General features: G+C 72.9%; 12 protein-coding genes and 1 pseudogene. 10 read left to right on the forward strand and 3 right to left on the reverse strand.

The window, feature by feature from the left end; all coding sequences use genetic code 11:
- Window positions 1-211, reverse strand: a 211-nt coding sequence (locus tag ACZ7BZ_RS37695; protein ID WP_470362330.1) for a helix-turn-helix domain-containing protein, incomplete at its 3' end; no start/stop codon positions are given.
- 488 nt (window positions 212-699) lie between these two features.
- On the opposite strand from ACZ7BZ_RS37695, the gene gcl reads away from it, so the two are divergent.
- On the forward strand, window positions 700-2,481 hold the full coding sequence (gene gcl, locus ACZ7BZ_RS37700; RefSeq protein WP_470362322.1) for a glyoxylate carboligase: 1,782 nt from the start codon (window positions 700-702) through the stop codon (window positions 2,479-2,481).
- A gap of 146 nt (window positions 2,482-2,627) precedes the next feature.
- Window positions 2,628-3,116, forward strand: a complete 489-nt coding sequence (locus ACZ7BZ_RS37705; protein WP_470362323.1) for a glutathione peroxidase — start codon at window positions 2,628-2,630, stop codon at window positions 3,114-3,116.
- Window positions 3,117-3,164: 48 nt separating this feature from the next.
- Here ACZ7BZ_RS37705 and ACZ7BZ_RS37710 read toward each other — a convergent pair whose 3' ends face one another.
- The gene (locus tag ACZ7BZ_RS37710) at window positions 3,165-4,085 is read right to left on the reverse strand and encodes a LysR family transcriptional regulator (protein WP_470362324.1); all 921 of its coding nucleotides are present in this window, start codon (window positions 4,083-4,085) and stop codon (window positions 3,165-3,167) included.
- A 96-nt stretch (window positions 4,086-4,181) separates the two neighbouring features.
- On the opposite strand from ACZ7BZ_RS37710, the gene ACZ7BZ_RS37715 reads away from it, so the two are divergent.
- From ACZ7BZ_RS37715 to ACZ7BZ_RS37730, 4 genes are all read left to right on the forward strand, one after another.
- Window positions 4,182-4,886, forward strand: coding sequence for a succinate dehydrogenase cytochrome b subunit (locus tag ACZ7BZ_RS37715; protein ID WP_380463088.1), 705 nt, complete (start codon window positions 4,182-4,184; stop codon window positions 4,884-4,886).
- The gene (locus tag ACZ7BZ_RS37720; RefSeq protein ID WP_470362325.1) at window positions 4,883-6,880 is read left to right on the forward strand and encodes a fumarate reductase/succinate dehydrogenase flavoprotein subunit; all 1,998 of its coding nucleotides are present in this window, start codon (window positions 4,883-4,885) and stop codon (window positions 6,878-6,880) included. Before ACZ7BZ_RS37715 ends, ACZ7BZ_RS37720 begins: the two co-directional genes overlap by 4 nt.
- Window positions 6,877-7,614: a succinate dehydrogenase/fumarate reductase iron-sulfur subunit gene (locus ACZ7BZ_RS37725; RefSeq protein WP_380463085.1), complete on the forward strand. Its 738-nt coding sequence runs from the start codon at window positions 6,877-6,879 to the stop codon at window positions 7,612-7,614. The genes ACZ7BZ_RS37720 and ACZ7BZ_RS37725 overlap by 4 nt, the downstream gene beginning before the upstream one ends.
- A 354-nt stretch (window positions 7,615-7,968) precedes the next feature.
- On the forward strand, window positions 7,969-8,280 hold the full coding sequence (locus ACZ7BZ_RS37730) for a hypothetical protein (RefSeq protein ID WP_470362326.1): 312 nt from the start codon (window positions 7,969-7,971) through the stop codon (window positions 8,278-8,280).
- 126 nt (window positions 8,281-8,406) lie between these two features.
- On the opposite strand, the gene ACZ7BZ_RS37735 is transcribed toward ACZ7BZ_RS37730, so the two are convergent.
- Window positions 8,407-9,345, reverse strand: a complete 939-nt coding sequence (locus tag ACZ7BZ_RS37735; protein WP_470362327.1) for a DUF2797 domain-containing protein — start codon at window positions 9,343-9,345, stop codon at window positions 8,407-8,409.
- A 150-nt stretch (window positions 9,346-9,495) separates the two neighbouring features.
- Here ACZ7BZ_RS37735 and ACZ7BZ_RS37740 point away from each other — a divergent pair, with 150 nt between their 5' ends.
- The 4 genes and pseudogenes from ACZ7BZ_RS37740 to ACZ7BZ_RS37755 form a co-directional block, all read left to right on the forward strand.
- Window positions 9,496-9,975 carry a MarR family winged helix-turn-helix transcriptional regulator gene (locus ACZ7BZ_RS37740; protein ID WP_380463077.1) on the forward strand — a complete coding sequence of 160 codons (480 nt, stop codon included), beginning with the start codon at window positions 9,496-9,498 and terminating at the stop codon, window positions 9,973-9,975.
- A gap of 24 nt (window positions 9,976-9,999) precedes the next feature.
- Complete coding sequence (locus tag ACZ7BZ_RS37745) at window positions 10,000-11,229, forward strand: epoxide hydrolase family protein (protein ID WP_470362328.1); 1,230 nt, start codon at window positions 10,000-10,002, stop codon at window positions 11,227-11,229.
- A 267-nt stretch (window positions 11,230-11,496) separates the two neighbouring features.
- Window positions 11,497-13,734, forward strand: coding sequence for a restriction endonuclease (locus tag ACZ7BZ_RS37750; RefSeq protein WP_470362329.1), 2,238 nt, complete (start codon window positions 11,497-11,499; stop codon window positions 13,732-13,734).
- Window positions 13,735-13,954: 220 nt separating this feature from the next.
- Window positions 13,955-14,059, forward strand: a pseudogene (locus tag ACZ7BZ_RS37755) (ABC transporter ATP-binding protein); the annotation flags it as partial.

Consider the following 14,059-nt stretch of genomic DNA (forward strand, 5'->3'; position numbering starts at 1 on the left):
CAGAACTGAGTTGGCGGGGACGGCCTCCCGCCCACCAAGGGTCCAGGCAGGCCAACCCGATCTCGTTGAACCGGTGGATCACGTCCCGTACCGTGCCCTCGTCCACCTGCACCAGTTGGGCGATCACCGGCACTCGGTTGCCGCCGGCCGAGGCCAGCAGCATCATCGCCCGCCGGTACCGCACCGTGTTCGTACTGCCCCGGCGCACGATCCGCTGTAACTACTGGCCCTCCTGATCGGTCAGCCTCCGGACTTTGACCGGCTCCGCCACCATGCCTCCCCATGCCGGTTGGATGTTGGTCGACATCCAACCGGCATGGGCACCTGCATCACCAACCCGGCGAACCTTTGCGGTCAGAGCACTAGCCAGAGGGGCAGCCGGACGACCGTCGGCACGGGCGGTCCGACGACCGGGGGGACGCGGGCGCGACGCCGGGGCCGGCGGGCGGGGGCGGCGCCGGGGCAGGGCAGGGCGGAGGCCCCGGCCCCCCGGTGCACCAGCACGAACGCGGTTCCGGCGCACGAGACCGGGCCGGTCGGCCGAGCGCCCGCCACCTTCCACATTCTGTTGAATCGCCCCTTGACTCCCTGCCGGACCCGACCCTACCGTGCTTCCACATACAGAAACCGTTCTTCCGTATGGTGGAAATCAGGAGATGAGCCCTCCGACCCACTGCGGGCCGACGCAGGAGAGAACCGATGCCCCGTATGACAGCCGCCCGCGCGGCCGTGGAGATCCTCAAGCTCGAAGGCGTCGACGTCGCCTTCGGCGTGCCGGGCGCCGCCATCAACCCCTTCTACGCCGCCCTCAAGGCCTCCGGCGGGATCAAGCACACCCTGGCCCGGCACGTCGAGGGCGCCTCCCACATGGCCGAGGGCTACACCCGGGCCAAGGCCGGCAACATCGGCGTGTGCATCGGCACCTCGGGGCCGGCCGGCACCGACATGATCACCGGCCTGTACTCGGCGATCGCCGACTCCATCCCGATCCTGTGCATCACCGGCCAGGCCCCGGTCGCCCGCCTCCACAAGGAGGACTTCCAGGCCATCGACATCGCCTCGATCGCCAAGCCGGTCACCAAGGCCGCGACCACCGTCCTGGAGGCAGCTCAGGTCCCCGGCGTCTTCCAGCAGGCCTTCCACCTGATGCGCTCCGGCCGCCCCGGCCCGGTGCTGATCGACCTGCCGATCGACGTCCAGCTGACCGAGATCGACTTCGACCCGGAGGCCTACCAGCCGCTGCCGGTCTACAAGCCGACCGCCAACCGGATCCAGATCCAGAAGGCCATCGCGCTGCTCCAGGAGTCCGAGCGCCCGCTGATCGTGGCCGGCGGCGGCGTCATCAACGCCGACGCGGCCGAACTGCTGCTGGAGTTCGCCGAGCTGACCGGCGTCCCGGTGGTCCCGACCCTGATGGGCTGGGGCATCGTCCCGGACGACCACGAGCTCAACGCCGGCATGGTCGGCCTCCAGACCTCGCACCGGTACGGCAACGAGAACTTCCTCGCCTCCGACTTCGTCCTCGGCATCGGCAACCGCTGGGCCAACCGCCACACCGGCGGCCTGGACGTCTACACCGAGGGCCGCACCTTCGTCCACGTCGACGTCGAGCCCACCCAGATCGGCAAGATCTTCGCCCCCGCCCTCGGCATCGCCTCCGACGCCAAGGCCGCGCTGAAGCTGTTCGTCGAGGTCGCCAAGGAGCTCAAGGCCGCCGGCACCCTCAAGGACCGCAGCGCCTGGGCCGCCTCCACCCAGGAGCGCAAGGCGCGGCTCCAGCGCCGCACCCACTTCGACAACGTGCCACTCAAGCCGCAGCGCGTCTACGAGGAGATGAACAGGGCCTTCGGCCCGGAGACCCGCTACGTCACCACCATCGGCCTGTCCCAGATCGCCGGCGCCCAGATGCTGCACGTCTACCGGCCGCGGCACTGGATCAACTGCGGCCAGGCCGGCCCGCTGGGCTGGACCATCCCGGCCGCGCTGGGCGTCGCCACCGCCGACCCCGAGGGCCAGGTCGTCGCGCTCTCCGGCGACTACGACTTCCAGTTCATGGTCGAGGAGCTGGCGGTCGGCGCCCAGCACCGGATCCCGTACGTCCACGTGCTGGTGAACAACTCCTACCTGGGCCTGATCCGCCAGGCGCAGCGGGGCTTCGACATCGACTTCCAGGTCAAGCTGGAGTTCGAGAACATCAACGCTCCGGAGCTGGGCGTCTACGGCGTGGACCACGTCAAGGTCGCCGAGGGCCTGGGCTGCAAGGCGATCCGGGTCACCGAGCCGGAGGGCCTGCTGCCGGCCTTCGAGGAGGCCAAGAAGCTGGCCGCCGAGTTCCGCGTCCCGGTCGTGGTCGAGGCGATCCTGGAGCGGGTCACCAACATCTCGATGGCCGCCGCCGACATCGACAAGGTCAACGAGTTCGAGGAGCTGGCCACCCTCCCCGAGCACGCGCCGACCGCGATCAAGCCGCTGGCCCTCTGAGAAGCCCGCCCGGTGGGGGCGTACGAGCCGCTCCGTACGCCCCTGCCAGGCGGAACACCGGCGGGGCCGGCGCGGTTGGACCGTCCGGGGCCGCTACGGTGTGCCCGGCGACACCCCACTGCCAAACTGCCGAAAGGACCACCACCATGAGCCTGTACGACATCCCGCTGCGCACCCTCACCGGCGAGCCCGCCTCGCTGGCCGACCACAAGGGCAAGGCGCTGCTGATCGTCAACGTCGCGTCCAAGTGCGGGCTGACCCCGCAGTACACCGGCCTGGAGAACCTCCAGAAGCGCTACGCCTCCCGCGGGTTCACCGTGCTGGGCTTCCCCTGCAACCAGTTCGCCGGGCAGGAGCCGGGCAGCGCCGAGGAGATCCAGAGCTTCTGCTCGACCACCTACGGCGTGACGTTCCCGCTGTTCGAGAAGATCGACGTCAACGGTGACGACCGGCACCCGCTGTACCGGGAGCTGACCGCGGTCGCCGACGCCGAGGGCGAGGCCGGGGACGTCAGCTGGAACTTCGAGAAGTTCCTGATCTCGCCGGACGGCACGGTCGCCGCCCGGATCCGGCCCCGGGTCGAGCCCGAGTCGGCCGAGCTGACCGCCGCGATCGAGGCCGTGCTGCCGGCCTGACGCACCCCGTCCAGGGATCAGGGCCGCCCTCGGGCGGCCCTTTCCGTGTCACAGCAACAGCCTGGTCCCGGGCGGGAGTTCACCCGCCCGGGCGGCGTCGCGCAGATGCGCCAGCAGGGTGCCGCGCAGCGCCTCGGCGGCGCGGGTCAGCGGCACCTCGTGGCCGTGGGCGACGGCGATGGTCCGGCCCAGCCCCGGCCCCGCGAACGGGGTGACGGACAGCCCCGAGCGCGCCGCGACCATCCCGGGCACCACCGCCGGGCCCAGTCCGGCCCGGACGAAGCCCAGCACCGCGTCCATCTCACCACCCTCGACGGCGAACTCCGGCTCGAACCCGGCCGCCCTGCAGGCCGCCAGGGCCGCCTCCCGGACGTCGTACCCCTCCCGGAACATCACCAGCGGCCGCCCGCGCAGCTCCGCCACCCGCACCGGGCGCCGCGCGGGCCCGGCGGCCGAGACCAACACCAGCTCCTCGTGCAGCAGTTCGGTGACGGCAAGGGCGGGCGCGGCCTCCCCGCTGGGCGGGGTGATGACCAGCGCGAGGTCCAGCTCCCCCGCCGCCAGCCAGCGGACCAGATCGCGCGAACCGCCCTCCCGTACCCCCAGCGCGACACCCGGGTAGCGGTCCCGGAAGACCCGCAGCACGTCCGGCACCAGGCTGGTGCACAGGCTCGGCGGCGCCCCCAGCCGCACCCGGCCGCGGCGCAGCTGCACCGTCTCCTGGACGGCCAGCCGGGCGCTCTCGGTGTCCGCGATGATCCGCCGGGCCAGCGGCAGCAGGGCATCCCCGGCGTCGGTGAGGGCGATGTTGCCGCGGGTGCGGTGGAACAGTTCGGCCCCCAACTCCCTTTCCAGCGCTCGGATCTGCTGGGAGAGCGAGGGCTGGGCGACGTGCTCGGCCTCGGCGGCCCGGGTGAAGTGCCGGGTCTCGGCGACGGCCAGGAAGTAGCGGAGTTGCTGGAGCTGCACGCACCCAGGCTACGCCGCGACGATAGGCGCCGACTATCGTCACCAGCCGCAGCATGTCTTGGACGCACCCTGGTGGCCGTCCCTACCGTTGCTGCCATGACAACCGCGACTCGGACGGGCCGGCATCCGTCCACCTTGGCGACCCTGTGGCGGTCGACCGTCGGCAAGAAGGCGGTCATGGCCGTCACCGGACTGGTCATGCTGCTGTACCTGGTCGCGCACATGCTGGGGAACCTCAAGGTCTTCTTCGGCCCCGACGACATCAACGGCTACGCCGCCTGGCTGCGCACCATCGGCCAACCCTTCCTGGGCCACGAGTGGTTCCTGTGGATCGCCCGGGTCGCCCTGCTGGCCTCCGTCGTCCTGCACGGCGTGTCCGCGTACCAGCTCAGCCGGCGCGACCTCGCCGCCCGCCCCAGCAAGTACGTGCACCAGCGCCGCCGGGCCAGCTACGCAACCCGCACCATGCGCTGGGGCGGGGTGATCCTGGCGCTGTTCCTGGTCTGGCACATCCTCGACCTCACCACGCTCACCGTGAACCCGGTCGCCGAGCACGGCCACGTCTACCAGAACGTCGTCGGCACCTTCGGCCGCTGGTACAGCGACGTGATCTACATCGTCGCCATGCTGGCAGTCGGCCTGCACATCCGGCACGGCTTCTGGAGCGCCGCGCAGACCCTCGGCGCCAACAACGCCCGCCGCGACAAGGCGCTCAAGCTGACGGCCGACGGCCTGGCGCTGGTGCTGACGGCCGGCTTCCTGTCCGTCCCGCTGGCCGTGATGTTCGGAGTGGTGAAGTGAGCAACGCTGAATCCGGGAGCAACGCTGGATCCGGGAGCAACGCTGGATCCGGGAGCTACCTGGACTACGCCCTCGGCGAGCCGATCGTCGACACCAAGGCCCCGGCCGGACCGATCGAACAGCGCTGGGACCAGCGGCGGTTCGACGCCAGGCTGGTCAACCCGGCCAACCGGCGCAAGCACACCGTGATCGTGGTCGGCACCGGCCTGGCCGGCGGCGCGGCCGGCGCCACCCTCGCCGAACAGGGCTACCACGTCGTCCAGTTCTGCTTCCAGGACTCCCCGCGACGCGCCCACTCGATCGCCGCCCAGGGCGGCATCAACGCGGCCAAGAACTACCGCAACGACGGCGACTCCGTCCGCCGGCTGTTCTACGACACCGTCAAGGGCGGCGACTTCCGCGCCCGCGAGTCCAACGTGCACCGGCTCGCCCAGGTGTCGGTGGAGATCATCGACCAGTGCGTGGCCCAGGGCGTGCCCTTCGCCCGCGAGTACGGCGGCCTGCTGGACACCCGCTCCTTCGGCGGCGTGCAGGTCTCCCGCACCTTCTACGCCCGCGGCCAGACCGGCCAGCAGCTGCTGCTCGGCGCCTACCAGGCGCTCTCCCGGCAGATCGCGGCCGGGAACGTGGAGCTCCACCCGCGCACCGAGATGCTCGACCTGCTGGTGGTCGACGGCCGGGCCCGCGGCATCGTCGCCCGCGACCTGGTCACCGGCGAGATCCGCTCGTACACCGCGGACGCCGTCGTCCTCGCCACCGGCGGCTACGGCAACGTCTTCTACCTCTCCACCAACGCCAAGAACTCCAACGCCACCGCGATCTGGCGGGCCCACCGGCGCGGCGCCCACTTCGCCAACCCGTGCTTCACCCAGATCCACCCCACCTGCATCCCGCGCTCCGGCGACCACCAGTCCAAGCTCACCCTGATGAGCGAGTCGCTGCGCAACGACGGCCGGATCTGGGTGCCCAAGGCCCCGGGCGACACCCGCCCGCCCGGGCAGATCCCGGAGCAGGAGCGGGACTACTACCTGGAGCGGATCTACCCCGCCTTCGGCAACCTGGTGCCCCGCGACATCGCCTCCCGGGCCGCCAAGAACGTCTGCGACGAGGGCCGCGGCGTCGGCCCCGGCGGCCAGGGCGTGTACCTGGACTTCGCCGACGCCATCCGCCGGATGGGCCGGGACGCCGTCGAGGCCAAGTACGGCAACCTCTTCGAGATGTACGAGCGGATCACCGCCGAGGACCCGTACCGGGTGCCGATGCGGATCTACCCGGCGATCCACTACACGATGGGCGGGCTCTGGGTCGACTACGACCTCCAGACCACCGTCCCCGGGCTGTTCGCGATCGGCGAGGCCAACTTCTCCGACCACGGCGCCAACCGGCTCGGCGCCAGCGCGCTGATGCAGGGCCTCGCCGACGGCTACTTCGTCCTGCCGCCCACGATCAACGACTACCTGGCCCGCAACCCGGTGCCGGCCGTGCCCGCCGACCACCCGGTGCTCACCGAGGTCGAGGCCGAGGTCGAGGACCGGCTCAACCTGATCCTCTCCGTCGACGGCGACCGCACCCCCGACTCCTTCCACCGCGAACTCGGCGAACTCCTCTGGGAGGAATGCGGGATGGCCCGCGACGAGGCCGGGCTCAAGCGGGCGCTGGAGCGGATCCCGCAGCTGCGCGAGGAGTTCTGGCGCCGGATCAAGGTGCCCGGCACCGGTCAGGAGCTCAACCAGTCGCTGGAGAAGGCCAACCGGCTGGTCGACTACTTCGAACTCGCCGAACTGATGTGCCTGGACGCCCTGCACCGCGCCGAGTCCTGCGGCGGCCACTTCCGCACCGAGAGCCAGACCCCCGACGGCGAGGCCGCCCGGCGCGACGAGGACTTCTCCTACGCCGCCGCCTGGGAGTTCACCGCCACCGGCCAGGCGCCCGTCCTCCACCGCGAGCACCTCGACTTCGAGCACGTCCACCCCACCCAGCGGAGCTACGCATGAACCTCACCCTGCGCATCTGGCGCCAGGCGGGCCCGGACGCACCCGGCTCGATGACCACCTACCAGGTCAGCGGCATCAGCCCGGACATGTCCTTCCTGGAGATGCTCGACACCCTCAACGAGGAACTGATCACCCGCGGCGACCAGCCGGTCGCCTTCGACCACGACTGCCGCGAGGGCATCTGCGGCGCCTGCGGCATGGTCATCAACGGCCAGGCGCACGGCCCCGAGCGCACCACCACCTGCCAGCTGCACATGCGGCACTTCCGGGACGGCGACACCATCGACGTCGAACCGTGGCGGGCCTCGGCCTTCCCGGTGGTCAAGGACCTGGTGGTGGACCGCTCCGCCTTCGACCGGATCATCGGCTCCGGCGGCTACATCACCGCCCCCACCGGCAGCGCCCCCGAGGCCCACGCCACGCCCGTCCCCAAGGAGGCCGCCGACACCGCCTTCGAGCACGCCGAGTGCATCGGCTGCGGCGCCTGCGTGGCCGCCTGCCCGAACGGCTCGGCGATGCTGTTCACCTCCGCCAAGGTGGTGCACCTCAACGTGCTGCCCCAGGGCGCGCCGGAACGCTCCGCCCGGGTGCGGAACATGGTCGCGGCGATGGACGCCGAAGGCTTCGGCGGCTGCACCAACACCGGCGAGTGCGCCACCGCCTGCCCCAAGGGCATCCCGTTGCCCAGCATCGCGGCGATGAACCGGGAGTTCCTGCGGGCCGCCCGCGGCTGACCCTCCCCGCCCCGTGAACGGTCGGCCCCTCGCTCTGGTGCTCAGGCGGGGGGCCGACACCTGTTCCCCGTTCGCCGTCGCCGGGGCGTGCGGGCCCGATTCGCGCTACCCGTACGGGTGGTGGATCGCCGCGCGCGGTGCTTCCTGACGGAGAATCGCGCTACGGTGGTGCTCCGCTACGGAGGGAGGGCATATGCCCGAGGTTCAGTCCTGCTCCGGCTGCGGCGGGTCCGGGGGGACCCAGAAGACCGAGGCAACGGTCGAACTGGACGAGGAAGGAAGCATGGTGCCCAGTGTTCACACCTTCTGGTCACCGTGCGGTCGGTGCCACGGATCCGGGACGGTGATCGTCGGATGAGGTTGGTCTTCGAGTGCGTCGAGTGCGGTGGGCACTACCTGCCGCCGGAGGGCATGGTCTATCCGGACGGGCCGGCCTCGCCGGTCTGGTGCACCTCCTGCCAGACGTCCAAGCACCGGGCGGGCCTCCGGGAGGACCCCCTGCTCGCCCGGATCGCCCTGGCCGCCGCCCGGGCCGCGCTGGCTCGACGCACCGCCGAGGCCACCGAACCGGCCGCCACCGGCCGCGGCGACGTCCGCCCGTCCCGGCCCCCGCTGTCCCGCCGGGCCCGTTCCGGTCCGGGTGGGGTGCGCGGCAAGCTGGGCTGAGGCCCGGTTCCTGTCCCGGCCGACTCCTCTGCCGTGCCGGTCCCTGTTCCGTGCCAGGTCCTCTGCCGTACCGACTCCTCCGCCGTGCCGGAGCCTTGTGCCCGGCCGTGGACCGGGCCACCGGCGTCAGAACAGCGCCTCCTGGGTGTCCGGCTCCGGCGGGCGGATCCGCTCCTGGAGGAGCAGGCCGTCGGAGGCCCGGCCGGTGACCGGCGTGAGCGTCCAGCCGGTCAGCCGCCGGGTGTCCAGCAGCAGCGGGCCCGAGCCGTCCGGCTGGTCCAGGAACAGGTGCCGGCCCACCGGTGGGCGCAGCGTGCCCGCGATCACCGCGCCGTCGGCCAGTCCGGCGATCTCCCGGTAGGCCTCGGGGGCGCCGCCGGCCAGGCCGTAGCGCTCCACGTGGTCCACCACCGGGCGGTCGGCGAGCAGCTCCACGGCGTGGCCGTACAGCAGCCGATGCGCCTGCGCCCGGGCCCCGGTGAGCACCGTACGGCGGTACGGCGCGTCGCCGTGCGCCCACCAGTGGTCCGTCTTGAGCCGGGACTTGTACCGCTCGCGGGCCATCCCCGAGGCGGCCACGGTGAGTTCGGCGCGGCGCACCGCGGGCAGGCCGCCGCGCGCGGTGAACGCGTAGGCCAGCGCGCCCTGTTCGAGCAGCCGGCTGTCGCCGCGCTGCTCGGCGGTCAGGCCGACCTTCAGCAGGCCCTCGCCGAACCAGGCGAGGTAGAGCAGGTAGGTGCGGCCGTCGTCGAGGATCTGGTCCCGGGCCAGCGCCAGGCCGCGGTCCACGCTCTGGCAGGCCGGGCACTGCGTCGCGGCGCCGGCCGGCTCGATCACGGCGCGGTGCGGGCAGGGCGTGCGCTCCGTCGCCCCGGCCAGCCAGGCCCCGACGCAGCGGCGCGGGCCGGCCAGCAGCCAGCCGACCTCCGTCCCCGGCGCGACGGCGCGCTCGTGCACCTGTGTGCCGCGCACAGCGCCGAGCAGGGCCCGGCCGTCGTGCCAGCTCAGGCCGGTGGAGACCCAGCCGGCCGGCCGGTCCGGGTGCTGGGGTACGGGGATCGTCACGGACATCCCTCCCTGGGGTCCTGCTCGGGGTCGTCCTGGATCTTCCTCGGGTCCTCGATCCAGGTGAGGCTACCCGGTGGCACTGACAATGCCGTCCGGCCGGGCGAAGTACATAAGCAACTTAGATAAGTTGCTGATACATTCGCCCCCATGGCAGCAGTGGAGTCATCCGACGGCCTCGACGTGGCCGCCCTCGCCGACGCCCTGGAGCAGTTCACCGGGATGTTCATCCGCCTCGCCTCGGTGGAGAAGCTGAGCTTCACCACCCTCGGGGTGCTGCACACCCTCGCCGGGCGCGGCCCGCTGCGGCTCTCCGAACTCACCGCGAGCGAGCAGGTCACCCAGCCCGCCATCACCCAGCTGGTCACCCGGCTGGAGCGCGACGGCCTGGTCCGCCGCGGACCCGACCCCACCGACCGCCGCGCCGTCCTGGTGCACCTCACCCCCGCCGGACGGGCCGTCGTCGACCGCCGCCGCGGCGACCGGGTCGCCCGGCTGACCGCCCTGACCGGGCACCTGGACGAGCACCGGCGACAGAGCGTCGCCGCCGCACTGCCCGCGCTGCTGGAGATGGCCGCGCTCGGCGCCGCGCACCCCGACGGCCCGCCGCCACCCCGACCGTCCCGCTGAGACGAGCCCGGCAAGGAGCCCCGGATGACCAGCGCACCCTTCCCGCTCTCCCCCACCCCGATCCACCTGGCCGACGCCGTCCTCGACGACCTGCGCGAACGCCTCGCCCGCACCCGGGCCCCGCTCGGCGATCCCGACGACTGGTCCTACGGCGTCCCGCGCGGCTACCTCGCCGAACTCCTGGCGTACTGGCGCGACGGCTACGACTGGCGCCGCGCCGAGGCCGCGATCAACGCCCACGAGAACTACGTCGCGACGGTCGACGGCACCCCTGTGCACTTCCTGCGCCGGCCCGGCGTCGGCCCGCGGCCCGTCCCGCTGATCCTCACCCACGGCTGGCCCTGGACCTTCTGGCACTGGTCCAAGGTGATCGACCCGCTCGCCGACCCCGGCGCCCACGGCGGCGACCCGGCCGACGCCTTCGAGGTGATCGTCCCGTCCCTGCCCGGCTTCGGCTTCCCCGGCCCGCTCACCGGCTTCCCGGACGTCAACTTCTGGAAGGTCGCCGACCTCTGGCACACCCTGATGACCGAGACCCTGGGCCACCGGAAGTACGCCGCCGGCGGCTGCGACATCGGCGGGATCGTCTCCAGCCAGCTCGGCCACAAGTACGCCGACCGGCTGTACGGCATCCACATCGGCTCCGGGCTCCCGCTCGACTTCTTCAACGGCCCCCGCGCCTGGGACTTCGCCCGAAACCGGCCCCTCACCGACGACCAGCCCGCCGAGGTCCGCGCCCGCGTCGTCGAACTGGACCGCCGCTCGGCCTCCCACCTCGCCGTCCACACCCTCGACGGCGCCACCCTGGCCCACGGGCTGAGCGACTCACCCGCCGGACTGCTCGCCTGGCTGCTGGAGCGCTGGAACGCCTGGAGCGACAACGGTGGCCGCCTGGAGAGCGTCTTCACCAAGGACGACCTGCTCACCCACGCCACCATCTACTGGGCCAACAACTCCATCGGCACCTCGATCCGGTACTACGCCAACGCCAACCGCCACCCCTGGCGCCCCTCCCACGACCGCACCCCGGTCGTGCAGGCCCCGGTCGGGCTCACCTTCGTCGGCTACGAGAACCCGCCCGGCGTCCACACCGCCGAGGAGCGCGTCCGGGCGTTCGTCAGCGGCCCGCAGGCCGCCTGGTTCAACCACGTCAACGTCAACGCCCATGACCACGGCGGCCACTTCATCCCCTGGGAGAACCCCGACGCCTGGATCGACGACCTGCGCCGCACCTTCCGAGGCCGTCGGCCGTGAACCCGGCGCCGCCGCCGGCGCCGTTGGGACGCGTGCCGCCCGAGGCGCGGGCGGAGCCGCCCGCGGGCGAACCCGCCCCGTCCGCCCGGCGACCGTCGCCGGGCCGACGGGCCGTCACCGGGCCGTGGCCGTGGGGCGGTAGCGGTGCAGGTCGCGGGGGCTTGGCCGGGCGGGGCGTTCACGTTCTATTGTGGCGGGCGCGGTCGGCGGTGTCACCGGGAGGTGGCGCGGGGTGGCCGGGTCGGTGTGAGCGCGAAGGGGTGGCTGGTGGCGGGGCGTCGGAACACTGGGGTGCTGGCGGTCTGGGCGGAGGCGCAGCGGCAGCAGCAGCGCCGGGAGGAGGCCCGTTGGCGCGCCGAGGCGGCGGAGTTGCGCCGGCACGAGCGGGCCCAGCGGGAGGCGCAGCGGGCGGCGGCCCGGAACGAGCGGGAGGCGCAGCGCGCGTACCAGCAGTCGCGGGAGGCGGAGGCGGCCGCGCGGACGGCCGAACTGGACGCCCGGGTGGAGGAGTTGCGCGGGTTGCTGGCGGCCGGGCTGGCCGCGCCGGGGTTCGGGCCGCAGGCGTTGCTGGCGCCGCGTCCGGTGCCACCGTTCGATCCGGGGCCGCTGGGCGAGCCGGTGCCGATGCCGGACCAGACGTCCGCCGCCTACTTCGTGCCGCCGCCGGACGGGGCGCAGGCCCGCAACGGCGGGGTGCGCCGGCAGTACGAGCAGTACCTGGCCCAGGCCCGTGCCCGGTTCGAGCAGGACTGGTACGCCGCGCAGGCGCGGGAGGCGGACCGGCAGCGCCGGCTGGCCGCCTACCACCAGGAGTACCTGGTGTGGGCGGAGGGCTTCCGCCGCCAGGAGGAGGAACGCGGGGCCGGCACCGAGGAGTTGCTGCGGCGGCTGCGGGCGGGTGAGCCGGAGGCGGTGCAGGAGTACTTCACGGCGGGGCTGTACGCCTCGGCGGCCTGGCCGGAGGGCTTCCCGCACCGGGTGGTCGCGGCCTGGGAGGCGTCGAGCCGTCAGCTGGTGGTGAACTGGGAGCTGCCCGGCCCGGACGTGGTTCCGGCGGCCGGGCGGGTGCGGTACGTGAAGGCGGACGACCGCGAGGCCGAGGTGGCCCGGCCGGCGACCGAGCGCAAGGCGCTGTACCGGGAGGTGCTGGCGCAGTCGGCGCTGCGGGTGGCGGTGGAGCTGTTCCGGGCGGACCGGGACGGGATGCTGGACTCCGTGGTGCTGAACGGCTTCGTGCTGGGCATCGACCCGGCGACCGGCCGGGAGGCGGAGCGCTTCCTGTCGACCCTGACCACGACCCGGGCCGAGTTCTCCGGGCTGGCGCTGGACCGGGTGGCGCCGGTGGAGTGCTTCCAGGGGCTGGGCGGCAAGCTGTCGGCACGACCCGAGCGGCTGGACGAGGTGAAGCCGTACCGGCTGCCGGAGTCGGTCGGCGGGGGCCTGGCCGGGCACTTCGGCGGGGACGAGCCGGACCTCTTCGAGATGGACCCGCTGGAGTTCGAGGACCTGATCGCCGAGTTGTTCCGGCTGCGCGGCTTCCGGGTGATGACCACGGCCCGCAGCGGCGACGTCGGGGTGGACGTGGTCGCCGAGGACCTGGACCCGGTGACCGGCGGCAAGATCGTGATCCAGGCCAAGCGCTACAAGAAGACCGTCCCGCCGACGGCCGTGCGCGACCTGGAGTCCACCGTCCGCCACCACGGCGCGATCAAGGGCATCCTGGTCACCACGGCGGGCTTCGGCAAGGGCTCGTACAACTACATCGAGGGCAAGCCGCTGACCCTGGTGAGCGGGCCGGAGCTGGTGGAGCTGCTGGCCGAGCAGGGACTGCGCGGTCGGCTCGGCGGCGGAGGCGGCGGAACCAGCGGAGCCAGCGGCAGCGATGGCGGTGGCGGAAGCGGTGGCGGCGGCCGGAACGGCGACAGCGGCGCGAACGGCGAGTCGGGTGGCGCTTCGCACCGGACGGCCGAGGGTGCCGGGCCCGCGACCCCGCCCAGCAGCGTGACGGTCAGTTGGCAGAGCCGGACCGCCGGCGGGGACCCGGTGGAGCTGGACGTCAGCGCGTTCCTGTGCGCCCGCGGCCGGGTGTTGAGCGACGAGCACTTCGTGTTCTTCAACAACCCGCAGGATCCGGACGGCGCCGTCCGGCTGTACCCGACCCACTCGGTGCCGGGCGAGCCGGCCCGGGCGGCGCGGCTGAGCCTGGACCTGCACCGGCTGCCGGCCGCCGTGGACGAGGTGGTGCTGGCGGTGTCCACCGAGGAGGAGGAGCCCCCGGCTCTGCCGCTGGGCTACGTGTACGGGCTGGCCGTCGCCGCCGAGTACGGGCCGGGCGCGGACGGCCCGGCGAAGTGGCCGGGTGCCAACGGCGGCATACCGGACTCGGCGATGCTGCTGGGGAGCTTCCGACGGGCGGCCGGCGGCTGGCAGTTCGGTCCCTCGGCGCGGGCGGTGACGAACGGTCTGACCGGGCTGGCGACGGCCTTCGGCGTCGCGGTGGAGTGACGTCGTGGCGTGACGCGGTGGGGTGACGTCGCGGAGTGACGCCGCCGGGACCACCGGAGCCCTTGGGTCTCGGGGCAACAGGTCATACCTGAGGAGGAGATCGCCCCCGCCGCCCCGCCGGGTCGGCGGGGGCCGACCCTCCGCTCGGCATACGCGTCGGGCTCGAACGGCTTGGGAGGATGGATCGGTAGGAATATCCGATTCATTCCCAGGAGTCTTCGTGACCTTCCCCGCAACCGCCGTCCGTACCGGCCTGGCGGCCGCCCGCGCCACCGGCCTCAACAAGGTCTACGGGGAGGGGGAGACCCGGGTCGTCGCCCTGGAC

This window comes from Kitasatospora sp. NPDC036934 (genome assembly GCF_055608425.1).